Genomic DNA, 25,976 nt, shown 5'->3' on the forward strand with positions numbered 1-25,976 from the left:
TAGGTCGGATTAGCGAAGCGTAATCCGACACCTGAGGCACCCAACCCAAAAAAAAGCTACAATACTGCATCTCATTCAAACTGCTTTCACGAAAGGACGCAACCATGCCCCAAAGCATCCTCGTCACCGGCGGCGCCGGCTACATCGGCAGCCACGTCTGCGTCGAACTGATCAACGCCGGCTATCAGCCCGTCATCATCGACAATCTCTGCAACAGCAAACTCGAAGTGCTCAACCGTATCGAGCGCATCGCTGGCCAGCGCCCCGCCTTCTACCAGGCCGACATCGCCGACCGCGCCGCCCTCGACCGCATCTTCACCGAACACACCATCACCGCCGTTATGCATTTCGCTGGCCTCAAGGCCGTGGGCGAATCCACACAAATCCCGCTCACCTACTACCGGGAAAACGTCAGCGGCACCATCACCCTCATGGAAGCGATGCAGGCCCACAGCGTCTGGCAGCTGATCTTCAGCAGCTCCGCTACCGTCTACGGTGACCCGGTGAGCGTCCCCATCGACGAAAGCTTTGCCACCAGTGCCACCAACGCCTACGGTCGCAGCAAACTCATGATCGAAGAAATCATGCAAGACTGCGCTGCCGTACCGAACGACCGCTGGAACATCAGCCTGCTGCGCTACTTCAACCCGGTGGGTGCCCACGAGAGCGGCCTGATCGGCGAAGACCCCAGCGGTATCCCCAACAACCTGCTGCCCTACGTCTCCCAAGTGGCCATCGGTAAGCTCGAAGCACTCAGCGTTTTTGGTGATGACTACGACACCGTCGACGGCACCGGCGTGCGCGACTACATCCACGTCGTCGATCTCGCCCGCGGCCACCTCGCGGCCCTGCAAGCGCTGCCCAAAACCGACGCCGGTTGCCGCGCCTATAACCTCGGCACCGGCACCGGCTACTCGGTGCTGCAAATGGTCAACGCCTTCGAAGCCGCGAGCGGCAAACCCGTGCCCTACAAAATCGTCGCCCGCCGCCCCGGTGATATCGCCAGCTGCTACGCCAACGCCGAAAAAGCCAAACGCGACCTCAACTGGCACGCCCAACACGACCTCGCCCAAATGATGACCGACGCCTGGCGCTGGCAATCCCAAAACCCGAATGGTTACGAGTAGGTCGGATTAGCCAAAGGCGTAATCCGACACCCGAGGCACCCAACCAGAACAGGGTGCCATTAGGTGTATTGGTGGTGTTTTTGTCGGATTACGGCTACGCCTAATCCGACCTACTGGATGCAGGGTGCCATTGGTGGAGTAGGTCGGATTAGCCCGAAGGGCGTAATCCGACACCTGAGGCACCCAACCCAAAATTGAGGCCTCGTTCACATTGCCGTACAATGCGTGTTGGCACCAAATGCCACAACAACTCTACAATGCCATCCTACCAGGGCAGGGCGGTAGCGTGTCTGGCCGGTAGCCTGTAAAATCAGAGGCACGCCGCACCCAGGCCCGAAATGATATGCCATCACATTAAGGACAACCCTATGAAAATCGCCGTTGCCGGCACTGGATACGTCGGCCTCTCCAACGCCATGCTCCTGGCGCAACACAACCAGGTCGTGGCCGTCGACATCATCGAAGAGAAGGTCAACCGCCTCAACAACAAACAATCCCCCATCGTTGACGTCGAGATCGAAGATTTTCTGCAAAACAAGGAGCTCAACTTCAAGGCCACCCTCGACAAGCAGGAAGCCTACCAAGACGCCGAGTTCGTCATCATTGCCACCCCGACCGACTACGACCCGGAAACCAACTACTTCAACACCAGCAGCGTGGAAGCCGTCATCAAAGACGTGATGGCCGTCAACCCCCACGCAACCATGGTCATCAAATCCACCATCCCTGTGGGCTACACCCGCGAAGTGCGCGCGCTCATGGGCTCGGACAACATCATCTTCTCGCCGGAATTCTTACGCGAAGGCAAAGCCCTGCACGACAACCTTTACCCGAGCCGCATCATCGTGGGCGAGCAGAGCCCGCGCGCGAAAAAATTTGCCGAACTGCTCAAGCAGGGCGCCGTCAAAAAAGACATCGACATCCTGTTCACCGACAGCACCGAAGCCGAAGCCATCAAGCTGTTCAGCAACACCTTTCTGGCCATGCGCGTCGCCTACTTTAACGAGCTGGATACCTACGCTGAAACGCGGGGTCTAAACACCAAACAGATCATCGAAGGGGTAGGGCTCGACCCGCGCATCGGCAAGCACTACAACAACCCCAGCTTCGGCTACGGCGGCTACTGCCTGCCCAAAGACACCCGCCAGCTGCTGGCCAACTACGACGACGTGCCCAACAACCTCATTCAGGCTGTCGTCGACGCCAACTCCACGCGGAAGGACTTTATCGCCAACAGTGTGATCAAACGCCAGCCCAAAACCGTCGGCATCTACCGCCTGATCATGAAAACCGGCTCCGACAACTTCCGCGCCAGCGCCATGCAGGGCGTGATGAAGCGCATCAAAGCCAAAGGCATCAACGTCGTCGTGTACGAGCCGGTGCTGGAAGAAGACACCTTTTACAACTCCAAAGTCTTCAAGGATCTGGAACCATTCAAGCAGGAATGCGACGTGATTCTTGCGAACCGTTTGAGCGATGACCTGAAAGATGTGCAAGACAAGGTTTACACCCGGGATTTGTTTGGTAGCGATTGATAGGGTGGGCGCTCTGGATTGGGTGGGGTGCCTCATTGTCGGATTACGCGCTTTGCGCTAATCCGACCTACTTGAACAATGGCGCATTGATTGGGGTGGGTGCCGGATTGTCGGATTACGCCCTTTGGGCTAATCCGACCTACATGAACAATGGCACGCTGCATCGCGTAGGTCGGATTAGCGCAGCGTAATCCGACAATGTGGCACCCAACCGGCACAAAGCACCAATGTTCGAGTAGGTCGGATTAGGCGCAGCCGTAATCCGACACCTGAGGCACCGAACCCAAAAAAACAACGGAACACCAAAATAACCAACAAAAAACCGAACGTCTTAGCACAAGGAACCTCCGCCGTGGCCAAACCCATAACGATCGTGCTCGCCCTGACCCTCCTCGCCGCCTGCGGAAGCGGAGGCACAGGTCCCGCACAACCCGATCCTGACCCCGATCCCGGTCTTGATCCCGATCCCGATGAATCGGTGGAGCCAATCACGATTGACGACCTTGACGTCGTCCGCGACTTCCAGCCTATCGCCCCCGCGCCGCAATACATCGGGCCGCAGACCGCGGCGACCATTACCCAGGGTAACTCGCTGGACCTGCTGGATGCGTTTTACACGCTCCTCGAGTCGGGGGTTGAATCCGCGCTGGCCGTCGGTGAGCGGTTCTACCCCGACCTCTTGCGCTACGAAGTGCCATCCCTCTCTGATGACGATGGTCCGGACTGCGTCAGCGGCCGCTACCAACACACCGTCTACGAAGAAGATCAGCGCCGCATCATTATCGGCAGCTACGACGACTGCGAGCTCGCCAGTGGCGAAATTCTTCACGGTCAGAAAATCATCGATTTCCGTTTCAGTCTCGGGGGCACAGCGATTGTTGGGGCGGATTTCACCTTCCGCCATCTGATGCTACGCGACGACGGCTTAGAAGCTGTGATACATGGTCAACTTCATGAAGACTTTGGTGTAGTAAAGTTTACCGATTTCACCTACAAAAACGTCACCCAAGACTTTACCGCATACGCTGATGACCTGACCATCGACGTCGATAACCAACACTATTCCGGCTATTTCTACCACAGCGACTGGGGCCAAGTGCGGGTGCAGGAAAGCGTCTCCATTGGCGGTGTCCACCTGTTCGGGATGAACAGCAGCGAGCTCTCTGCCAGGCGCCGCCCAACAATGCAGGGCAGTGTGCTTGAGCTGACACTGACGACCGCCCAGGGCATCGAGAAAAAATCCGAGCTCCCCATCCTGGAATTGTTCGCCTGGCCCAATGCCAGTGACCGGGAGCCCGTCGCCGCGGTCGAACTGCCGGACGTTATCGAGCACTACCAAACCGTCAACTTTAAAGCCGACTACGCGGGCACGTCGTCGCGCGGATTTATAAGCTATCACTGGGAGCACCTGTCGGGGCCCTCAGGGTGTGCCGTGGAACTGACTGCCGGCGGCTTCAACGAGCAGGCTTTCGAGGCAGACTGCCGGGGCACCCACGAACTGCAACTGGTCGCCGACAACGGCGTCGAGCAGTACATCCATCCGTTCAGTGTGCAAACGGTCGGCTCTCTGGCTCAGGTCACCGATATTAGTCAGCAGCCCACCGACACGGACGAGGCCCTGTCAATGCAACTTATCGTCGACAACGCCGATCGCGACGGGCCATTCACCTACCGGCTAGTCAACGAGCCCCCGGGGCTCCAGATTGACGACACCGGCCAAATCAGCGGCACCCCCCAGGGGCTGATCCGCTCCGGGCTTAACACCTTTCATTTTGATGTTGAAATCAGCAACGAACGCGCCATGGTTCAGAGCGTAACTGCCGACGCCATCTCAAACGCGAGCACTGTTAACGCCTATGACCAGGGTCAGTTCAACTCCCCCGAGGAGGAGGTCTGGGTTGATTACCACAATGACGGCCACCTTCAGAGCGTTATTGACTATGGCCAGACGTTTGCCGTGCTTCAGGCGAAGGATGGCGAGGTCGCTTATCGCTATATCGAGGCCAGAGGTTTCTCCAAAGGCAATCGGCTCACGCGACGAGTAGTGGACTACGACGGCGACGGCCAGCAGGATATCGTGCTGGTCTACCCGGACCGGTACCTTGTCATTGCTCTGGACGACTTTCGTGTAAAGCACAACATCGCCTTTCCCGATGTGCTGGTCGAGACCGGTGCCATACAGGCTCTGGTGATCGGTGGGAATACGCCGGCAATCCTTCTGGGCTACTACCGCAGAGGCGGCAGCGGATACTCGGCTATGCGCTACGATATCCCGTCGGGCAGCTATACGGCCGCTCCCTATGTCTGGTACGGCGCGACGACATTCTCGCGTATCTATTATGTCGCGGATTTTACCGGCGATGGTAACGAGTCCATCTTTCACCACGCTGGAAACCGTTCGGCCCTGAACAAGAGTGAATTCATACAAGCGGCGGGGGAGGCCGTAGAGTTTCCGGGTAACGTCTATGTTTTGGACCTGGCGGGTGACGGCATTCCCGATCTCGTTCGCCCCCAGCTGCCCCGCAGCGCCGACGCCGAACGCACCCTGGAAGTATTCGATCCGCTCACCGGCGATGTCCGCGATACGCTCCCCATTGTGGGTGCTCCCGCGCTCAGCCTCTCGTCGTCGGGCGTGATGACACTCGATCGGGGCGATTCCGGTCAGCCATACCTCGTCATCGTCGAGCACCGTGCGCTCCACTTCCTGGAAAGGCAGGGTGACGGCTACCAATGGCTGCGCCAAGAGGACATCGTCACCAGCGATAACGGCAACCCGGCCACCGTGATGCCCTTTGGTGAAGGCAAGCTTGCACTCCACACCACCGGCTGGAACAACGGCGGGCTTATCACGATTGACAGCGAAGGTAACCGGGAGGCGATGGCGCTGGAATTTGAGCACCACGATCAACTCATGCCCTTTTATGTCGATACCGACAGTGGCGAGCTGGAGCTGATTGGCTTCAACGCGACCGCGAGTGAAACGCAAAACGTTATTACCAACCGGATCACCCTGGGGGAGAACGCCCAGCGCGTCGCACTGGAAAGCCACTTACCCTTTCAGGGCCGGCCGTGGGCCGGGCGACCGGCGTTGCTCGCCCACGAGGGGGGCAACAGACCGCGACTGATGTATGAAGGTCTTACCCACATCACGCTGGTCGACTTTGAAACAGGCGAGGTCGTGGCTGAACGCAGTCGCGACGACATCAGCCACTTTTATACCGGTGACCTCAATGGCGATGGGCAAGAGTCGCTGTTCGGTTTGGCGCGCCAGCGGTTTGTGCAAATCGACACCACGGATCTGTCGTTCACCCCATTGGGCGAGCGCGTGTGGCCCGAGTCCGCGTACCAGCGCGAGGATGCACTGCTGCTCGATGATGTCGGAAGTGCAGCGCCAAGCCTCCTGGTGCCGCGAGAGGGAGCAATTGGTGAGGCAAGGCTACACGTGGAGCGTTACCAGGACCAGGGTGGTCAGGGCCTCAGAGCCACAGAGCTGGTGCTCACGGGGCTTACTCGTCCTGTGAGCTATTCCCGGCAGGATATCACCGGCGATGGCGTAGCAGAGGTCATTGTGTGGAGTCGCTCAAGCGGCGGGGATGTCATAGTATTGAATGCAAATTTTGACGTCATTGACCGCTTTGCACTCGGGTCTAACGTCGACCAGGTACTCAACATGCCCAACCACCGCTCCAACCGCCTGATCTTCACCCACCGCTGGAGTGTGTCCGCAGCCTCCATCCGCATCGCCGAATACGATCCCGTCGCCGGCAAAATCGTCAGCGAATCCCAGATATTCCCGGGCAAGCTCCAGCGCGACGGCCTCATCTGCATGGGCGACGACCTCTACACCTGCGACAAATTCCTGGTGTTCGACCGCGCCGTATACCACGTCCAGGGCTTCGAGTAGGTCGGATTAGGCGCAGCCGTAATCCGACACCAGAGGCACCGAACCCAAAAAAACAACGGAACACCAAAATAACCAACAAAAAACCGAACGTCTTAGCACAAGGAACCTCCGCCGTGGCCAAACCCATAACGATCGTGCTTGCCCTGACCCTCCTCGCCGCCTGCGGCAGCAGAAGCGGAGGGCCCCCGGAAGATTACATCACCGATGACCCGGCAGATGACCGAATCGCCGTTGACGACCTCGACGTCGTGCGCGATTTCGTGCCCATCTCCCCCGCGCCGCAATACACCGGGCTGCAAAACCGGGCAATCATCACCCAGGGCAACTCGCTCGACTTGCTGAACGCGTTTTACATACTGCTCGAGACGGCGGCCGATTCCGTTCTGACACTCTATAACGTGCCGTACCCCGATCTGCTGCTATACCAGGCGCCCCCCAGTCCAGATGAGGAGCCGCTGTGTCTTTCTGGCGATTACCGACACTCGCTCCACGAAGAGGAGCAGCGTGTTGTTATTATCGGCAGCTACCACAATTGTGAACTCGCCAGTGGTGGACGCATTCACGGCCAGCAGACCATCGATTTACGCTTCAATACCGCCGGCACTGAAATTGTCCGGTCGGAATTCAGACTCCGTAACATCACCCTCCGGGACGGCGATATAGAAATCCTGATCCATGGCGAGCTTCAGGGTGGCTACGGCCTCATGCGATTTACCGACTTCGTCTACGAAAATGTCACCTTGGGCTATTCCGTTTACACCGATGACATGGTCATCAACGTCCTGGATCAAGAGTATACCGGCACCTTTTTTCACAGCGATTGGGGTTCCGTAGAGCTGTTTGAAGGCGCAGCTCCAGGCGGCGTCCGCCTGCTCGGAGCGCGCACCACCGAGCTCACCGCTGTGCGCCGCTCGAGAGCGGGAAGCAGTTTTCTTGAGCTGGTGCAAACGGGCACCCAAGGGGTCCGGAATAGAGCCGAACTCGCCATTCTGGAATTGTTTGCATGGCCCTATACCACTGACCGGACACCCGTGGCTGTTCTGAAGGCGCCCGATGTCTTCAAGCGCTCAGAAACCGTGAGCTTCTCAGCCGACTACGCGGGCACGGCGCCACGGGGCTTTCTGACCTACGACTGGGAATACCTGTCGGGCCCATCGGGCTGCAACGTGGACTTGATGGTTGTCAGCGTCAACGAGAGAACTTTCACGGCGGACTGCAGAGGCACCCACGAGCTGCGGCTGGTGGCTGACAACGGCGTCCAGCAGTACTATCAAACATTCAGCGTGCAAACGATCGGAGAGCTACCCGACGTGGCCGGCATCAGTCACCGGCCCGCCGACCTGGACGAGCCGGAGTCATGGCAAGTCGTCGTCGACAACACCGAACTCGATGGGCCTTTCACCTACAATCTCATCAATGCGCCCGAGGGGTTAGAGATCGACGACACCGGCCGCATCCGTGGCACCACGTCGCGGCTCATTCCCGGCGGTCTGGGCACCCTGCACCTAGATGTGGAGGTCAGTAACGAGCGCTCCGTTGTTCAAAGCGTCGCCATCGACATCAGTTCCGATGCCGCCAGCGTGCACGTCTATGATGAGAGCCCCCTCAGCGCTGCCATTAAGCAGCCCTGGGTCGACTACAATGGCGACGGTCATCTGCAGAACGTCATCGATTATGGCCAGACCTATGCCGTCATAGAAGCCAAAGAAGGGCGTGTCGACTACACCTACATCGAGGCGAGAGGCTTCTCGACCGGCGAACTGCTCACGCGGCGGATCATGGACTATGATGGCGACGGCCAGTCGGACCTTGTCCTGGTGTATCCGGACCGCTATATCGTCATTGCCCTGGACGACTTCCGGGTAAAACACGACACCACCTTCCCCGATGAGCTCGTGAAAACCCGCGCCAATCAAGCCAAGGTGATTGGCGGTGTCGAGCCTGCCATCCTGCTGGGTTACCATCAGCGCGAGGGCATGCCGACCCGATCGGCGCTGCGCTACGACATCCCGTCGCGGACCTATGAGGTTAGCCGCTATGTCTGGCACACCCCGTCCAGCGATTCGCGCATCTACCATGTTGCCGATTTCAGTGGTGATGGCTACGAATCCGTCTATCAACGTGCCGACGGCCAACAGCACCAAATGCAGGGGCGGCTGGTGAATCTGCCGGGCCGCGCCGTTGAGTTTCCCTATGGTGTTTACGCCCTCGACCTTACCGGCAACGGCATTACCGATCTCGTTCGCCCCCAGCTACCGCAGGAGGCTGATGCCGAGCGCACCCTTGAGATTTTTGATCACCGGATTGGCAGTGTTCGCGACACGCTCCCCATCCTGGGTGCGCCCGCGTTCAGCACCGACAATACCGAAATATTGACGTTTGATCGGGGTGATGGCAGCGAGCGAGGCCTCGTCATTGTCGAGCGTGGCACGTCTCAATGGCTCCACATTCTTGAAAAGCAAGGCGACAGCTACCAATGGCTGCGCCGGGAACAGATCGCCTCCCGCGGCCAGAGTAATCCGCGCACAGTCGTGCCCTTTGGTGAGGGTAAACTTGCGGTCCACGCGGGCAGTAGCATCGACGGAGGGCTCTTCACGCTCGACAGCGAAGGAAACAGAGGTGTGCTCACCCAGGCGTTTGGACGCCACGAGCAGCTCATCCCCTTCCACGCCGATCCCGACAGCGGCGAATTGGAGGTGATTGGTTTTAACGCAGTCACCAATGAAACCCGAAGCGCCAGTGCCAACCGGATCACACTGGGTAAAAACGCCGAGCGCGTCGCACTGGAAAACCACCCGAGCTTTCGGGGGCGGGCGTCCTGGGATGGTCGGCCAGCGCTGCTCGCGCACGAGGGTGGAACCCGGCCCCGGTTGGTGTACGAGAGCCTAACGCGCCATAAAATAGTCGACTTTGAAACCGGCGAGATCGTGATCGATCGCCTCCGCGACGATATCAACCACTTTTATGCCGTCGACCTCAGCGGCGACGGGCGAGAAGAGCTGTTTGGCTTAACGTACGACCGCTTTGTGCAAATTGACATTGCAGACCTATCCCGCAGCGTCCTGGGAGAGCGCCCGGTAAATCAGCTACCCTACCGGCCGCGGGATATCACGCTGGTTGATGCCGGCGGTAGTGTACCGCCGAGACTCCTGGTGCCAAGAAGGCCTTCGTCCCCTAATCATGAGCAGGTCCTGGAGGTATACCAGCATCAGGGCGGGCAGGGCATCACGAGCATTGAATTGCCCTTGAATAATTCCGTCAATAACGCACAGCTCGCCCAGCAAGACATCACCGGCGATGGCGTGCCGGAAGTCATTGTCTGGGGCTCACGCTACCCGGGGGAAATCATCGTCATGAATGCGAATTTCGGCGTCATTGACCGGTTTACAATTGGGCACGAAATCGAAAAAGTGCTCAACATGCCAGACCATCGCTCCAACCGCCTGATTTTCACCCACAGCCGAGGCGTCCCCGCAGGCCACATCCGCATTGCGGAATACGACTCACAGCGAGGCAAAATCGTCAGCGAATCCCAGGTATTCCCGGGCCAGCTTCAGCGCGACGGCCTCATCTGCCTGGGCGACGACCTCTACACCTGCGACAAATTCCTGGTGTTCGATCGCGCCGTATACCACGTCCAAGGCCCCGAGTAGACAAAACGATGCTCCCAGTAGGTCGGATTAGCCCGCAGGGCGTAATCCGACACCTGAGGCACCCAAGCCAAATAAACCACCGCACCCGCCAACCCGCAAATGCCGGTAGCATCCCCGCCCCTCAGTCTGTAAAATCCCTTTACAAATTTGGCGCCCCCCTCCTGGTTATACCACCGACAAGGTAGGCGGTAGCGTGCGCAACCAGGCAACATAAGCCCGGAAAAACACCAAACTTCGAAGAAAATGCCGCCATCTCCACTATTCATGACGGCACAAGGTCCCAGTAGGTCGGATTAGGCCAAAGGCCGTAATCCGACACCCAAGGCACCCAAACCAGGAACAAAGGCACAATGCCCCCAGTAGGTCGGATTAGCCCAAAGGGCGTAATCCGACACCTGTGGCAACCAAACCAGACATCATTAAACAACCACAAAACAACGAATCGAAGTCGAGGAATAGCAGTGATCTATCCCGTAATCCTGGCCGGGGGCAGCGGAACCCGCCTTTGGCCCATGTCCCGTGAGCTCTACCCAAAACAATTCCTGAAACTCAACGGCACCAGCACTTTACTCCAACAAACCGTAGAGCGCCTTGAAGGACTGGAACTTGAAGAGCCGCTTTTGATCTGCAACGAAGAGCATCGCTTTATCGCAGCCGAGCAAATGCGGCAATCCGGCCATTTAGGGCACAACATCATTCTGGAGCCTGTGGGCAGAAATACCGCGCCGGCTATTGCCTTGGCAGCGATGACCGCCGCAAAGAAAAATCCGGATGCGATTATCCTGGTGCTTGCAGCTGATCATGTCGTCAAATCTACCCCGGCATTCCAGCAGGCTGTACGCAATGCCCTCCCGTTAGCAGAGCAAGGTGCTCTTGTGACCTTTGGTATTGTGCCCCAGGGTCCGGAAACCGGCTACGGGTACATACAGCGCGGGGATAAAAAGGGTGAAAAGGCCTTTCAAGTGGCGCAGTTTGTAGAAAAGCCCAACCTCGAACTGGCCAAACAGTATGTCGCTGATGGCGGATACTACTGGAATAGCGGGATGTTTGTCTTCAAGGCGGCCCGCTACCTGGACGAGTTGAAGCGGCTGCGGCCGGACATTCACGCAGCTTGTGAGCGTGCCATGGCCGAGGTGGGTGCTGACCTCGATTTTATTCGAGTGAATGAGCAAGAGTTCAGTGCGTGCCCTGCAGAGTCAGTCGACTATGCGGTCATGGAGCTCACAGATTCTGCCGTTGTCGTACCCATGGATGCTGGGTGGAGCGATGTTGGCTCATGGACGGCCCTGTGGGAGGTTGCTGATAAAGATGAAGCGGGTAATGCCAATCAGGGCGATGTGATCAGTCACAACAGCCAGGACAACCTGATTTTTGCCGAAAACGCTTTGGTTACCACAGTAGGTGTCAAAGACCTTGTTATTGTTCAAACCAAAGATGCCGTACTTGTAGCGGACAAGAACGATGTGCAGTCGGTCAAAGATATCGTTCAGCTAATCAGGGGTAATGCGCGCAGCGAGCATAAGCTCCATCGTGAAGTATACCGTCCCTGGGGGAAATACGACTCCATCGATAACGGTCAGCGCTACCAAGTAAAGCGTATTACCGTAAAACCTGGTGAAAAACTCTCCGTACAAATGCATCACCACCGTGCAGAGCATTGGATTGTTGTGTCCGGCACAGCCAAAGTGACCATTGGTGAAACGACCCAACTGCTTACGGAGGACCAATCCGTCTATATCCCCCTTGGCCATATTCATGCACTTGAAAACCCCGGGAAAATCCCGCTTGAGCTTATCGAGGTCCAGAGTGGCTCATACCTGGGCGAGGACGACATTGTTCGATTCAAAGACGTGTATGGCCGCGTGTAATCATTAACTGCGTATTTTGGAGCAAGCCGGAATGGCCTTAATCATCGGAGCAACCCCTTACACCCCCTGGCAAGAGCTCTCGACTGTCTTGGCCCCGCTGGGGTTGTCCGCAAAGGACGATGACATAGAGACCTGGTATCGGAAGTCAGATATCGAGAAAGTGGTTGAGGGAAACGCAATCTATATACTGCTACACATCAGGCCGGAGCGCGCCTTGGCCGCAGCACTGGAGGAGGGCGCCAGTATTGAAAGTGCTCTTTCTGAGTGGTGCGATTCAGTCCAGCATATGCTCACTTTTCAGAAAGATAATCGAGCCAATACGTTGCTCGTCGATGCGTTTGCTTTGGCGCAGGAGCCGGCCGGGTTGGAGCAGTGGCTTTCCGGCGTCGGCTACAAGGGGGGGGCGGCCTATCAAGCTGAGCAAGTTGATCTTCCTCGTGCCTCTCCGTTGATGTTAATGGCAGGGTCTTTTTATGCACAGCAGCAGGAAGGTGTTGAGCGTCTATGCTCTTTGCTCGAAGCAGTGAGTATACCTTTGAATGACGAAGGGTATTGTGCGCCCGTTGTAGATGTGTCGGATGCGCTGACTGATATCAAGCGGCGCACGGAGGCCCAAGCGAAGAGGAGTCAGGATGCGCTTAAGGCCGAAGCGGAGTCGCTTGAAATACAGCTTCATAAAGTACAGGAGGAGCTGGAGATTGAGGCTAAGCAGCGTGAAGACGCTATTCAAAAAATCAGTGCTTTAGAGCAGAAAGTTGACCTGCTTCATGGGGCCTTTGAAGAAAAAGAACTTGCCTTGAGTAGAGAAATTGAAAGCCAAAAGCGGGAGTTTGAAGAGAGGCGCGACGAGCGTGATACCTTGAAATCTGAAAACGACTTGCTTTTACTTCAGCTTCATCAAACGCAGGAAGATCTTGAAGATCTTTTTCAAAATGAAAAGAAGCTGAAAGCTGAACTCATTGCTGTAAAAAAATCGCAGAATGACGCACAAAAAGAGCTAGGAACGCTAGAGCTGGAAAACAAAGAGGCTGCAGTCAGGTATGACGAGCAGGCGAAACGCCTCCAAAACACGCAAGAATTACTGGAAGCATCAGCCATAAAACTCGAAGAGCGAGATGCACACCTTCGTACTAAAGAAGACGAGCTAAAATTGGTCAAAAATCACCTCGCGAAGGTTCAGGAAGATCTGAAAGCTTACAGTGCCAAGTCAGCCCAGTTGGAAGTTAGCCGTAGCCGCACGGAAAAAATGCTGGAAGAGGCGCAGGGTAGTATTGCGGGAAAAAACAGAAAACTGAAAATTCTGAGCAACGCAAAACGCACGGCCACACTGCGTGCTGAACAGCTGGAGCGAGAACTAAAAGCGTCAAAGCATGCTGAGTGGGTCCTGAGTATCGAAATTGAAAAGTTAAAGGACAGTAAATCCTGGCGTATTGTTGCGCCGGTACGCAGCGTAACCGCCCTAGCGACTGGTTCCTATAAGCGGGCTCGACAAAAGCACGATGTTGACGATCAGGTGCGGGCGATCAAAAATTCGAAAATGTTTGATGCCGGTTGGTACCTGGAGCAATATCCCGATGTGGCGGCGGAGCCCATTATGCCGATTGAGCACTATATTGTTTGCGGTGCCTCAGAAGGACGTGACCCCAGTGCGAATTTCTCGACCCAATGGTATCTGTCGCAGAACCCTGACGTCGCTGAATCAGGAATGAATCCGCTGGTACACTATATACTCCATGGAAAACAAGAAGGCCGTCAAACCAAGTCAGAGCTTAATGAGAGTAGGGCGATTAAGGTATGACAAATACACTCATTGTAATCGGTGCGGGTAGCGATCCAGAGCCCTATTTTGACGAAAATTACTCGCGTATAGTGCTTATCGAGCCTCTACCTTCGGCAGCTGAAGCGCTACGTAGGAAATCAGTTGGTCGAAAAAATGTACAAATCGAAGAGCTCGCGGTGGTTACCGATCCCTCCTTAAACCAGCTTTTCGAGTTCAGCTTACCGGAGTACTCAAGTGTCCGTCAGCCTAGTGGGCTGAAGAGTATTATGGTTGGTTTGCGCCAGAAGTATGAGCACGTGATTAAAACACTAGCTGTAGATGAATTGGTCGATCGATATCAGCTTGGAAGCGAAGGAAAAAATAAGTTGGTCATCCAAGCAAATGGTGAAGAGGTAAACATCTTTCGTCAGTTGTGCGAAATTAAGCATCAGAATAGGTTTAGTGAAATTGTTCTGGTTGGAAGAGCTGACTACTCTCTATACCAAAACGAGCGCTTGTTTGTAGAGGGCGCTGGAGAGGTAAGTATAAGTGATTATGATGTGGAGATTTCTGAGGGTTCTGCTCCAGGCTCGAAAATTTGGGTGTTTTTACTAAACCCGTATAAAAGGCTCGTTGGTGATCTTAAGAATCGTGTTTCTGATCTAGAAAACGAGAAGAAAATAGTTGAAACTGATTTTGAACAGTACAAAAAATCGAGTTGTGCAGATATCTATGCGTTAGAAAAAGAGGTTTCTGAGTATTCAGATAAAGTTGAGCGTGCGGAGGCCGAGAGAGAAGAGTTGGTGGCAGAGGTTGAGTGTCTGGAAGAAAAGCTTTCTCTTCAATCTGATACGAACAAGCTGCTCCAGTCTGATATCGAAAAATTTAAAGAAGTCCAAGTAGATCTTGTTGAGAAACATAGACATGAAATAAATGATCTGGCTATGAGGGCCGAAACTGCAGAAAGGGCTTGTGTTGATCTTGAATCAAAAGTTCTGAGCTTGATCGATCAGAAAACTAAAGGTGAAGAAGCTTTTCAACACGCCGAAAGATCCTTGAAAGATTGCGAAGAGAAATTGAGAAGTTTAAGTGAGTATTCTGAGACTTTGAAAGATCGCCTTTCGAACTCGGAGAGAACTAACGGTGTTCAGGCTAAGCTGCTTACCAAGATGCGGGCGGATCATAGTGAGCTAAGTCAGCGGTACTCCGCCCTTCAAACTAGAGAGAGGGAGCTGACTGAATTAATTATGGAGTTGCATCAAAAGCTTACGCAAGCCTCTGGTTTTCTGAAGCGTCTCCAGAAGGATCACCCCAATCTATTGAGTGAGTACTGAGCTGTATGAATCTCAATGGTCGTGTAGATCTACTTTCGTTGCAGGATGAACTGGTTCGTGCGCTCGAGTTGCTGGAGGGGCATTCGGGTGTGGGGGAGCAGAATAAGAACGTGCATTTTGAAGTAAGATCGCTGATTGATGCGAGTAGTCTCTTGCATCGTTGCGAGACAGTAGCTCTGCGCTCGAAATCTATTGGTAAGCCAAAGCTCAGGGTTATTAGGCACTTGGCTTGCAGTGGGGGAACCTTAGTTTCAAAATGTCTATCGGCGATGCCGAATGTATATTTGCTAAGTGAGCTAAACCCTAGAACACTTCTGCATATGAGTGGTGATACCCCCAAATTTACACCTTCAGATGTTGTTACTCAAGCAAGGTACTCAGGTGTTCCAGAGGTTGAGAGTCTTTCTGGAAAAATATTTCTCGAAAGTGTCAAGCTGGCAAGTCACCATGTTGATCAAATTGGAGGTTATCTCGTCGTCCGTTCGCATAGTCATTCGGACTATTGCGTCGATGATGTAAAAGGTTGTTCCGTCTCTGAAGTGCTAAGAGACGATTTTGATTTGAGTGTTGTAACTACCGTCAGGAACCCCATAGATTCCTTTATGGGGCTAAGGAAAAACAACTGGTTGCATTTTTGTCCGAAAACTTTTGATGAATATTGCAAAAGATACGAGAAATTTATAGATGATCAGGATGATTCATCTATTTTTTCATATGAAAAGTTTATACATAGTCCTCAAGAGGTGATGTTAGGGGTGTGTGAAGCGCTGTCTTTACCCTTTGATGACTCTTTTGAGGATACATTTGGAGCTTTTCGCGTGTCGGGTGACAGCGGCAGAAAGGGAGATTTGATATCAGAGAGGAAGAGGGAAGTTGTCTCTGATGAGTTGGAAAAGGAGCTATGTCGTTCAGAGGGTTATCGGCGCTTGATGAAGAAAATGGCTAACTTAGAGATTTGAAGAAAGGTGTGTTAATCTGAAAGTCTTCTAGATTTATGAAAGTCGTAATGAGCTGTGGGGTCGAACTTAAAGGCCTCCGCTATGCGGGAAAAGTGTTTACTTGTTGAGAAATATTATGCGCTTGGGTGACGGAGAAAAACTGTGTGGTCCGGTCTTGGTTGTTGGTAATGGACCGTCTGCAAAACTGCTTGATTTTAGTTCGCCGTGGTTGAGAGGTATTACCACGGTAGGAATGAACTCCGCATTCAGGTTTTGGGACAAGGTGGGATTTAGGCCAACATACTACATATGCATGGATGATGTGGTTATAAAAAATATCGCTCATGATATTGTTAGGCTTGTGGATGAGGGTCTTATACGGCAGTTTTTCCTGAAAGATTCTTTAAGGGAGGTGTATCCTGAACTGGAGCTCCATAAGAATATTGTATGGTATTCTCAGGCAAGAAGAGAGCACTCTATTTTTCAAAATTGCCCAGTTAGTACTGGGGGGTGGGCAATAAGGTGGATGTTAAGTAAAGGGTCAGAATACATCGCAACTATTGGCATCGACGGAATTAGTACTGAGATTATTTCTGAGTCAGAAAAAGATGAAAGTCTCGGAAAGTTAGGGTTAAGGGTATCTGAAACGCCAAAATTCAATCCAAACTACTTTTTTTCTGACTACCAGCAAAAGGGGGATGAGTATCAGATACCTAACAATCCTGGTTATGCAAAAGCTAAAGGTCGGCAGTTTCACGAAGACGCGTTGCTGTCGGTGCATCGGTATTGCCAAAGTCATTCGTTGAGAGCTGAAGTTATCGACTTGAGTCCGCTTAGTAGTCACGGAATTTTCCCAAAAGGAAGTTTGCATTCGTTTAAGAGTAAAACGGAAGCTGTTGTGCTCATTGATGTTATGCGATTTGGCTACAGTGAGACGAAGCGGTTTATTGCTAGTAAGAATAATCGATCGCTGTTTGGCGATGTTTATCTGATACTTCCAAAGTCCGGCGAGTACAGGATTTGTGAGTTTACAGGAGCAGCTGGCTGCCGAGTAACAGCTATCGGGAGCGATGAAACCTTTGGTGACTTATTGGACTCCCTAGAAAATGCGAGTTGTGCTAAGAATGTTCTTGCGTTAGCAAATCCATTGAATGACGCGAAGGCATTTAATAAGGAATTTCAGCTTTTGAGTGTTCTATACCCAAGAACTTCGCTTGTGGCGCTCTCCAGTTCAGGGGTGGATGGGAGTGGCGCGGAGGTTGTTGGTGCAGGGTTTAACTTAGAGAAGTTGTCAGCGACTTTCCGTGATATCCCGATATCTGAGGCTTTGAGTCAAAGCATTGTCGCTTTGTTGCGAGTTTCTGGATCGAATGTGGTGGGTTCCGATTTTTCGATGACTTGCAGTCGCGCTGGGGGTATTGCCTCTGCTGTGGATAGTAAATTTGTTTGGAGGTTGTTGTCTGAACTTTCTGAGAGTTTTCCTCAGATCTCTGTTTCTCAAGAAACTATTAGACGTTTTTCTCAAGGAAAAGTTTGGATAGGAAGCTCGGGAATCGATGATCCAGTCAGGTCGTTTGAGGAGGCCATTGCTTTCTGTTTGCCAAGGGGTTGTGTGAGGAGATACTCGTTTGATGTGCTTACTGTAAAGGTCTCTGGACCTGAATTTGGGGTTGGAAAGGAAGTTGTTTCAAGAGTCCGCTCTCATGCTGAAAGCGGGGGAATGATAGAGTGGGAAGTTTCAGGTTTCGGTGATGACTTTAACTATGAAAATTTTCTATCAAACCTGAATGCGGCCTATTCGCTTAAAGATTTTTGTTCCTCATACCCAATGCAATCTTTTGTGAATGTTGATGGTGCAGATGTTGAAGAGAGAATTGCTCACTCTGATGCTCTTCTTATTTTTAAATACATTATGAGTGAAGGCAATTCTAACGTTTTAGAATTGCCTTCCATGAAGTCAGAAACCATTGTCCTTGATAATGGTTTGATTTCTTGTGATGAGTTTAGTGGCGTATTTAACCCCATAGGTGTGAAGCAAGCTCCTTCCGACTTGGATTTAATCCTTAGGTGCCGTTTTGATATATCGGCCATATCTTCTATTTCGTTTCATTTGAGTCTTGTGTCTCGATATGACGACAGGCTTAGGTTTAGAATTTGTCGAGACGGGGGAACAAGGTTTGAGTCAAAAAATTTTTCCGTCCCGGTAAGCAAAGGCGAGAACTGTATATCGTTATCGTTTGATTTTTCTGAGATTCATACCGGATGTAGATTGGAGTTCTTAGGTGGTGATAGTGAAGATAACAAAATTCTTATAGAGGGTGTTAGGTCTGTAGGAACGGAACTTCTTTCGAAACAAAAGGTGGTCGAGCATGGAGACTTACTAGCTCACAAGGCTTTGGATGCCAAAACGGATCATAATGAAGAATTTTTGAGGGAAAGCGGTAGTGTCGTTGCCATTCTTGACCCGGATGGCGTTGATTATAGGGGGCATTATTTGGCTTATGATGCAAAGTTGTCAGAAAGTTTTAATGCCAAAGGAATTCTAACAAAGATACTTTGCCGGAATGACATTAAAGTTGGAGGTGATGACGGCGGGGGTGAGGGATATATTAAGTGCTTTGATAAGAATTCTTGGACTATCGCTACAAATATGGAGGTTTTTCGTCGGGAGGTGGAGGAGGGTCTTAGAAAGCTCGTAGAGTGTACACGTGGGTCTAAAATTATTCTGTATTTTTATACTGCAAGTGTTCATCATTTGTCAGTTCTTTGCGATCTCGCTAGAGACCATGGATCAGTATATGTGCACTTGAACCTATTTTGGGAAATGATTAAAGACACTGGGAGTGTTGAGTATTCAGCGGCCATAAGGGAGGCCTTTGATAAAGCGGAGAAGCTAAAGGGAAGAGTAGTTGTTTCAGCTCCGACGGCGGGTGTCCAACGCTTAGTCGAGAGTGCTTGTGGGGCTTTGGTGCCAGTAGCCCCGCATCCTTGTACCGCGCTGTCGGATTCAGAGTTTTCATCTCTCTCAAGTATTATTCTGGAGATCGACAATCAGCGAGAGCTGATCAAGCGAGGCGGAGGTAATAAAGAAGTGATCTTTCCTGGCGCGTCTACCATTCACAAAGGGTATGAAATAGGTTTAGAGGCGGCGACTCAGCTTTCATCTCTCGGATACTCTTGCTGGGTCAGAGACGAGCCTGGCTATGAAATTGATGAAGGTATAGGTTTGATCCCAAAGGAGCTATCTAGCGAAGAGTTCAAGAATTTTCTGGCGAGTGCTGGAGTTATAGTGCTGCCATATCAGCCAGAAGGCTTCGGGTATCGAACGTCAGGGCTAGTGATTGATGCCCTCTACTTGGGCATCCCTGTTATTGCTATTGACGGAACGTGGTTGTCAGAGGTTGTCTCTCACTATAAGTCTGGTCTTTGTGTTGATAGCGATCCTGCTTCTGTTGTTGATGCTGTCAGTAAGATTATTGGCTCTACTGAATTCAGTCAGAAGGATCTTGTTAAGCGAGCTTTAGCGTATCACGCGAACAATTCATGGCTTATGTTGAGCGAGTTTATAATAAATGAATTTTCTTTCGATTCAATCAACTATAGATATGCAAACTACTTGTTTAGACAAGGTCTTTACAAAGAAGCTAAGCGCATATATAAGTTGTTACATTTTATGGAAAACTATTCGCTTTACGAGCGGAGTATCGCGTTATGTGATGCGAAACTTGTAGAGCTAAACTGATTAGGAGTTTATTGATGAGTCTTACCTATGGGCGTGTGGCCGCGTTTGTTCCGCTGAAGCTAAACTCCAGAAGGCTTCCGAATAAAAATTTTCTTAAGTTGGGTGGAAAGCCCTTGGCGTCACACATATTTGAGACGTTAACGAATGTACAGGCTCTTTCGTCGGTCTATTGTTATACGAGCCAGCCGCAAGTCCTTGGTCTTCTGCCTCAAGGAGTCGAGCTTCTTATGAGGCCAAAATCCTTAGATGGAGATGCTGTTAAGGCCAATGAGTTGTTTGAGTTTGCGGTAGAGAAGATTGATGCTGAAGTAATTGTGCTTTGCCATGCAACTGGGCCCTACATTTCTCCAGACTCTATTTCTCGAGGACTTTCGGCAGTTATGTCAGGGGAGTATGATTGTGCGTTCTCTGTGCAGTCTCACAAGACCTATTCTTGGTTCAAGGGAAAGCCGTTAAATTACGACCCTTCTGATATGATTCAGACGCAATTGCTTGATCCGGTTTTCTGCGAAACGAGCGGCTTTTACATCTTTAGGAAGAGTGACTATTTGGAGCGAGGCACTCGGATCGGTGAAAAGCCGTTTTTGGTTGATGTAGGCTTTAAGGAGGCTATTGATATCGATGAGCCTAAAGATTTTAAGCTTGCGATGCATATGTTCGGATACAACCCTGAGGAAGAAGCTGACTTTTCGGGAGACCGATTTTATGTTGATATGGCAAGCATGGGCTCAATTGAGGGAATAATTGAGCATGTTGCCTTTGATCTTGATGGTGTGTTAATTGATTCTCTTCCTTTAATGGAGAAATCCTGGATGCACGCTATGAATAAATTGTCTCTTGGTTATAAATTTGATGAGTACAAAAAGGGTATAGGGAAGCCTTTTGGCGATATCTTAAGTGATATGGGTATTCCGGAAAAGCAGCATGACGATATCCGGATGTTTTATAACGAGTTTTCAATGGAAAATAGAGACTTGATTCAGATCAATCCGGCTATTATTGAGTTGCTCGGAAGGCTGAAGCGGTCGGGTGTAAAATTGTCCGTTGTTACTTCGAAGGAAAGGGCCAGGGCAGTTGAGATAATTCGGTCTTTCTTTGGTGATGAGATTTTTGACTGTCATGTTTCTCCCGAAGATGTGTCCTCTGGGAGAGGTAAGCCCAGTCCTGATCCTCTGTTGCTATCTTGCGCCGCTGTGGGCGTGGATCCTTACAAGACTATTTATGTCGGTGATATGGAGGTTGATAAGGAATCAGCTCATAGGGCCGGGGTTCACTTCGTTTATGCAAACTGGGGCTATGGAGACCTGTCAACTAAAGAGGATGTTTGGTTTGATGAGCTTCAAGATTTGGTGGATTATCTGGAGTCTATTATTTCACAGCAACGCGAGCCAGAGGGTTCGGCCTAAAGTAGGTTTTCACGGCTTGTGTTTTATGGGCCTCAGAATCTTCCTGGTAAAGTGTCAATGCCTATGTCCGGGTTACTATAGATCTTTGGTTGGCCAAGATATTTCCTTTCAAGGTAATAAATTTTAGTTGTTCGCGAATCTTGTACTAGAAGCGGTTTATGCGGACTTTCTAAGTTAACAATACCAAGCATCGAAAAATTCATTGGGTGGCACTGACACGAGTATTGACTCTTTTAAGCTATATAATCAGTTGAGTTTAATTTTTTGATTGCGGGGGTTATGGTATAGATGAAAAGAGCGCTTATCACTGGAGTAACCGGTCAAGATGGTTCGTATTTGGCCGAGTTTCTATTAGAGAAAGGGTACCAAGTTCATGGTATCAAACGTCGTGGCTCGCTTTTTAACACACAGCGTGTCGATCATATTTACGAGGACCCTCACGTCGATAACCAGCATTTCGTGCTCCATTATGGCGATTTGTCTGATTCGACTAACCTTATTCGTATTATTCAGGAAGTGCAGCCAGACGAGATTTACAACCTTGGCGCTCAGTCTCATGTGGCAGTATCATTTGAGGCGCCCGAGTATACCGCCGATGTTGATGGACTGGGTGCATTACGAATTCTAGAGGCGATTCGTATCTGTGGCTTGGAGAAAAAGACCAAGTTCTACCAGGCATCTACTTCAGAGTTGTATGGTCTGGTGCAAGAAACACCCCAGAAAGAAACAACACCTTTTTATCCACGGTCGCCTTATGCCGTAGCCAAGCTCTACGCGTATTGGATCACCGTAAACTATCGTGAAGCTTATGGTATGTATGCTTGCAATGGTGTTCTCTTTAACCACGAATCGCCACGTCGTGGTGAGACCTTCGTAACCCGTAAGATTACACGAGGTCTGGCCAATATTGCGCAAGGCCTCGAGGACAGGCTCTACATGGGTAACCTGGATGCGCTGCGGGATTGGGGGCATGCCAAGGACTATGTCCGTATGCAGTGGATGATGCTGCAGCAGGATAAGCCCGAAGATTTCGTCATTGCTACGGGCGTGCAATATTCGGTGCGTCAGTTTATTGAGTGGTCGGCAGCGGAGCTGGGTATTACTTTGCGCTTTGAAGGTGTGGGTGCCGACGAAAAGGGTATCGTAGAGCGGGTGGAGGGAGATGCTGCACCATTCGTTAAGGCTGGAGACGTCATTGTCCAGGTAGATCCACGGTACTTCCGGCCGGCTGAGGTTGAAACCTTGCTGGGCGATCCGACAAAAGCGAAAGAGGTTTTGGGGTGGGAGCCGGAGATCACTGTGCAGGAAATGTGCGCGGAGATGGTTTCGGAAGATTTGAAAGTCTCTAAGCGGCATGCTTTCTTGAAGGCCCACGGGCATCATGTAACGGTTTCTGTGGAGAATTGAAATGGCGGACAATAAAGAAGCCAATATTTTCGTCGCTGGGCATCGTGGAATGGTGGGCTCAGCGATCGTTCGTCATTTAGAGGGCTTGGGTTACACGAATATTATCACGCAAGGCCGAGACGAACTCGATTTGTTGGATCAGACCGCTGTATCTCAGTTCTTTGCGACCCGCGATATTGATCAGGTTTACTTGGCGGCTGCAAAGGTGGGTGGCATTCATGCCAACAATGAGTATCCCGCGGATTTTATTTACCAGAACCTTATGATTCAGGCGAATATTATTCACGCGGCCCACCAGGCGGGTGTTCAGAAGTTGCTGTTTCTGGGGTCTTCTTGTATCTATCCGAAACTTGCAGAACAACCAATGAGGGAAGATGCGCTGCTGACAGGGACTTTGGAGCCGACCAATGAGCCCTATGCGATTGCCAAGATTGCGGGTATTAAACTATGTGAGAGTTATAATCGGCAGTACGGAAGGGACTATAGGAGTGTGATGCCGACCAACCTTTATGGGCCGAATGATAACTTTCACCCCGATAATAGTCATGTAATCCCCGCGTTATTGCGCCGGTTTCACGAAGCCAAACTGGCTGATGCGCCAACAGTGTCGGCTTGGGGTACAGGCACGCCGATGCGGGAGTTCTTGCACGTCGACGATATGGCGGCAGCGAGCGTATTTGTTATGTGCCTGGACGATGAAGCCTACAATGCGAACACTCAGCCTATGCTGAGTCATATTAATGTCGGCACAGGCGTGGACTGTACGATTCGGGAACTCACGGAAACCGTTGCGCGCGTCGTCGGTTACGAAGGTACGATTGAATGGGATGCATCCAAGCCGGACGGAGCTCCTCGTAAGTTAATGGATGTTTCGCGTCTTGCTGCTCTAGGGTGGAAGGCGTCGATTACTCTCGAAGAGGGCTTGAAGGACGCATACGCGTGGTTCTTGGGTCATCAGGATCGCTTTCGTCGGTAAAGTAGCCATTTATGTTTGTAGTTTATGATGCGGAGTGGCAGTTCCCGGCCATCACCGAGCAGCACGCGTATCACCAGGCGGTTAAATACCTGCCCACCTCAGATAATGCGGTTTACGTTGCGTTTCCTTGGGCGACGTTGTTTGATGCTGAGGCTCGAGGTGCAGTACATTTAGCGCACCTCAAAGATGAACTCTTGGCCTTGAAATCGCAGATTCCAGTTGGGAAACGGGTTGTAACAGTCTGCCAGCATATCGATTTGCTCAAGTTTTTACACATTCTGTCTGACTTTGGCATAACTGATGTTTTTTGGAGTCATGCGGTTGGTAAAGGTACTTTTTTGCCTGGGTCGTCGATCCGTTCATGGCCGTTTCCGCTCTATCCCGTGCAGAAGGTTCCAGCTTTACCCGTGCAGGACAGGGACCTGCTCTTTTCTTTTGTTGGAGCTGCGTCCAATCAATGGTACTTGACACACTGTCGTGCATGGATCGGGGAGTGCCTGTCACAAAGCCCTGAGGGTTACATATGTTTGCGGGAGAAGTGGCATTTTAACAAAGTTGTTTATGATCACCAGATACACGCACGCATAGATGACGCAAAAGAACCACTAACCAGTGAGGCGGCCTCACGCGAGTACGCGGATGTCCTCAGTCGTTCTCAGTTCGCACTCTGTCCCTCCGGTACAGGTCCGAATTCGATTAGGCTTTGGGAGTGCGTGCATGCAGGAATAATTCCCGTTATTCTGTCCGATACCTATCTCCCTCCAGGGTTACCATCACTCTGGCAGCAAGCGGCCGTTTTCTGTGGTGAGTCTCGGGAGGCCATTACTGAGTTGCCGGATCGTCTCAAGGAGATAGCCGCCAACTCGTGTGATATGGAGCGTCGCCTGGACGCACTGCGTCAGATTCGTTTCTGCTATGGTATTAATACCTTTGTCTATGATTTGGTTGCCTTTTTTTCCAATCCCGATGTTTGGCTGGCACCCAACGAAATCCTGCCAGAAAAACAGTGTTTCTATTCCCCCTCGGATCGCAATATTCCTGGTTTTACTGTAGCGGAGAAAACTCAGCGGTCGTTGTATATGCAGTCGATGGTGACCGCGCTATTGCTAGAGCCTGAGAAAACCCGTTGCCACATCAAAAGCATCGCTGGTGCGGAGTTGAGTGATAATATCGCGGCTTACCTCAGTGGTTTAGATGAGCGCGACCGGGAGTTATATCGAGAGTTGTTGTCATCTCTTGAGGGAGATCGTTGATGCCTGTTAAATACTGTCTAACGGGAAAGCACGCCCATAGAACACCCCTGTCCTACACGCCCTATCAAAATATGCTTCCTCAAGGGATGCTTCCTGTTGCTCTGGAGGACGGCCCGGATCTTTTGGTTTTTGGCTATGTACAAGACTTTCATGAGAGCCTGCCAGCGATACAGGCCGCCCGGCGCATAAACCCAGCAGTAAAAATCGTGGTGCTTTCTGAGGAACCCTTTTGGGACACGCTTTGGAGCGGAGACTACCGTAAGAAGAAGCTGTCTCGAGATGTGAGTGGTGAGGAGATTGACTATTACGCTATTAATCATGTCAATAGCTGTGTTTACAAGTATGAAACGCTTCCTTACTTTATTACAACAGATGACCGTTTCTTTGCGCGCTACAGTCTATGTTTTAGGCGGAACAGTAATTTAACATCGTCGGAACTGGCCCGTATATGGGAGGCAGCACCAATTTGGGCGGCTTTTTACGCTGAGAAGCGATTGTCTGACAAATTCTCGTATTCTCATAAAGATACCGGTGTCGAAGGATTGTGCCAGTTTCGATCGCGTTTGGCGCAAGAATCTTCTTATCGTGTTGAAAATGGGGTTCGGTTGGTTGGGAAAGGATGGGTTCCCGGAGCTGTACGTCAGAAACTGCCTGATTGGCATCTTGAAAAGCTCGCTGCCCTGGATCAGGGATGTCGTTATATTTCCGCGATCGAGAATACACATCAGGGGCTGTACGTTACCGAGAAGCTCTTCGATGCGTTCGCATGTGTGGGTATTCCGCTGTATGTGGCTCAACCTGATCATAGTTTACACAGCTGGCTCCCTGGAGAGTCGTATATCAACCTTTCTGGGTTGAGTGTAGATGACGCCTTGGAGAAGATGGTGACCTTTAACGTGACTCCCAGGTTTCTTGAGTACTATCAGTACGCTCAGAGCCAACTGGCAAATCGGTTTTCTTCTGCTGCGTTGCTTGCCAGCGAGCGTCAGCGGGTAATTGATGAAATTGAGAACGAGTTTCGGGAAATTTGTGACGATGAGAGTATAGTTCGCGATGTATCTGTCTAAAGAAGCA

Annotated in this window: 14 protein-coding genes; all 14 read left to right on the top strand. The window is 51.6% G+C overall.

All coding sequences use genetic code 11. From position 1 onward, the window contains the following. Nucleotides 1-104: 104 nt before the first annotated feature. On the top strand, nucleotides 105-1,127 hold the full coding sequence (galE, locus tag DKW72_RS02730) for a UDP-glucose 4-epimerase GalE (protein WP_111640758.1): 1,023 nt from the start codon (nucleotides 105-107) through the stop codon (nucleotides 1,125-1,127). A 368-nt stretch (nucleotides 1,128-1,495) separates the two neighbouring features. Then, complete coding sequence (locus DKW72_RS02735; protein WP_111640759.1) at nucleotides 1,496-2,662, top strand: nucleotide sugar dehydrogenase; 1,167 nt, start codon at nucleotides 1,496-1,498, stop codon at nucleotides 2,660-2,662. A 352-nt stretch (nucleotides 2,663-3,014) separates the two neighbouring features. Further along, nucleotides 3,015-6,566 carry a hypothetical protein gene (locus DKW72_RS02740; RefSeq protein WP_111640760.1) on the top strand — a complete coding sequence of 1,184 codons (3,552 nt, stop codon included), beginning with the start codon at nucleotides 3,015-3,017 and terminating at the stop codon, nucleotides 6,564-6,566. A gap of 113 nt (nucleotides 6,567-6,679) precedes the next feature. Then, a complete protein-coding gene (locus DKW72_RS02745) occupies nucleotides 6,680-10,219 on the top strand; it encodes a hypothetical protein (RefSeq protein WP_111640761.1) in 3,540 nt (1,179 codons plus the stop codon). A 461-nt stretch (nucleotides 10,220-10,680) separates the two neighbouring features. Continuing rightward, nucleotides 10,681-12,087, top strand: a complete 1,407-nt coding sequence (locus DKW72_RS02750) for a mannose-1-phosphate guanylyltransferase/mannose-6-phosphate isomerase (RefSeq protein ID WP_269777870.1) — start codon at nucleotides 10,681-10,683, stop codon at nucleotides 12,085-12,087. 31 nt (nucleotides 12,088-12,118) lie between these two features. Continuing rightward, nucleotides 12,119-13,885: a coiled-coil domain-containing protein gene (locus DKW72_RS02755; protein ID WP_111640763.1), complete on the top strand. Its 1,767-nt coding sequence runs from the start codon at nucleotides 12,119-12,121 to the stop codon at nucleotides 13,883-13,885. Further along, nucleotides 13,882-15,180 carry a hypothetical protein gene (locus DKW72_RS02760; protein ID WP_111640764.1) on the top strand — a complete coding sequence of 433 codons (1,299 nt, stop codon included), beginning with the start codon at nucleotides 13,882-13,884 and terminating at the stop codon, nucleotides 15,178-15,180. Before DKW72_RS02755 ends, DKW72_RS02760 begins: the two co-directional genes overlap by 4 nt. A gap of 5 nt (nucleotides 15,181-15,185) precedes the next feature. Beyond that, on the top strand, nucleotides 15,186-16,139 hold the full coding sequence (locus DKW72_RS16325; RefSeq protein ID WP_157960375.1) for a hypothetical protein: 954 nt from the start codon (nucleotides 15,186-15,188) through the stop codon (nucleotides 16,137-16,139). 115 nt (nucleotides 16,140-16,254) lie between these two features. Continuing rightward, a complete protein-coding gene (locus DKW72_RS02770; RefSeq protein ID WP_111640766.1) occupies nucleotides 16,255-19,860 on the top strand; it encodes a glycosyltransferase in 3,606 nt (1,201 codons plus the stop codon). A 14-nt stretch (nucleotides 19,861-19,874) separates the two neighbouring features. Beyond that, complete coding sequence (locus DKW72_RS02775) at nucleotides 19,875-21,266, top strand: HAD hydrolase-like protein (RefSeq protein ID WP_111640767.1); 1,392 nt, start codon at nucleotides 19,875-19,877, stop codon at nucleotides 21,264-21,266. A 288-nt stretch (nucleotides 21,267-21,554) separates the two neighbouring features. Beyond that, the gene (gmd, locus tag DKW72_RS02780) at nucleotides 21,555-22,673 is read left to right on the top strand and encodes a GDP-mannose 4,6-dehydratase (RefSeq protein WP_111640768.1); all 1,119 of its coding nucleotides are present in this window, start codon (nucleotides 21,555-21,557) and stop codon (nucleotides 22,671-22,673) included. Nucleotide 22,674: 1 nt separating this feature from the next. After that, complete coding sequence (gene fcl / locus DKW72_RS02785; protein WP_111640769.1) at nucleotides 22,675-23,649, top strand: GDP-L-fucose synthase; 975 nt, start codon at nucleotides 22,675-22,677, stop codon at nucleotides 23,647-23,649. A gap of 11 nt (nucleotides 23,650-23,660) precedes the next feature. Then, entirely contained in the window at nucleotides 23,661-24,902 is a 1,242-nt protein-coding gene (locus DKW72_RS02790; RefSeq protein WP_111640770.1) for an exostosin domain-containing protein, read from the top strand. Further along, on the top strand, nucleotides 24,902-25,969 hold the full coding sequence (locus tag DKW72_RS02795) for a glycosyltransferase family 10 domain-containing protein (protein WP_111640771.1): 1,068 nt from the start codon (nucleotides 24,902-24,904) through the stop codon (nucleotides 25,967-25,969). Before DKW72_RS02790 ends, DKW72_RS02795 begins: the two co-directional genes overlap by 1 nt. The last annotated feature ends 7 nt before the right edge of the window (nucleotides 25,970-25,976 follow it).

Source organism: Marinimicrobium alkaliphilum, assembly GCF_003259155.1.
In the GTDB taxonomy this organism is placed as follows: Bacteria; Pseudomonadota; Gammaproteobacteria; order Pseudomonadales; family Cellvibrionaceae; genus Marinimicrobium_A; species Marinimicrobium_A alkaliphilum.

What these genes read in the sequence shown, in the direction of transcription:
- gmd (WP_111640768.1), top strand. Translation starts at nt 21,555, where the DNA reads ATGAAAAGAGCGCTTATCACTGGAGTAACCGGTCAAGATGGTTCGTAT.
- galE (WP_111640758.1), top strand. Translation starts at nt 105, where the DNA reads ATGCCCCAAAGCATCCTCGTCACCGGCGGCGCCGGCTACATCGGCAGC.
- DKW72_RS02760 (WP_111640764.1), top strand. Translation starts at nt 13,882, where the DNA reads ATGACAAATACACTCATTGTAATCGGTGCGGGTAGCGATCCAGAGCCC.
- DKW72_RS02770 (WP_111640766.1), top strand. Translation starts at nt 16,255, where the DNA reads ATGCGCTTGGGTGACGGAGAAAAACTGTGTGGTCCGGTCTTGGTTGTT.
- DKW72_RS02735 (WP_111640759.1), top strand. Translation starts at nt 1,496, where the DNA reads ATGAAAATCGCCGTTGCCGGCACTGGATACGTCGGCCTCTCCAACGCC.
- DKW72_RS16325 (WP_157960375.1), top strand. Translation starts at nt 15,186, where the DNA reads ATGAATCTCAATGGTCGTGTAGATCTACTTTCGTTGCAGGATGAACTG.
- DKW72_RS02755 (WP_111640763.1), top strand. Translation starts at nt 12,119, where the DNA reads ATGGCCTTAATCATCGGAGCAACCCCTTACACCCCCTGGCAAGAGCTC.
- DKW72_RS02775 (WP_111640767.1), top strand. Translation starts at nt 19,875, where the DNA reads ATGAGTCTTACCTATGGGCGTGTGGCCGCGTTTGTTCCGCTGAAGCTA.
- DKW72_RS02790 (WP_111640770.1), top strand. Translation starts at nt 23,661, where the DNA reads ATGTTTGTAGTTTATGATGCGGAGTGGCAGTTCCCGGCCATCACCGAG.
- DKW72_RS02795 (WP_111640771.1), top strand. Translation starts at nt 24,902, where the DNA reads ATGCCTGTTAAATACTGTCTAACGGGAAAGCACGCCCATAGAACACCC.
- fcl (WP_111640769.1), top strand. Translation starts at nt 22,675, where the DNA reads ATGGCGGACAATAAAGAAGCCAATATTTTCGTCGCTGGGCATCGTGGA.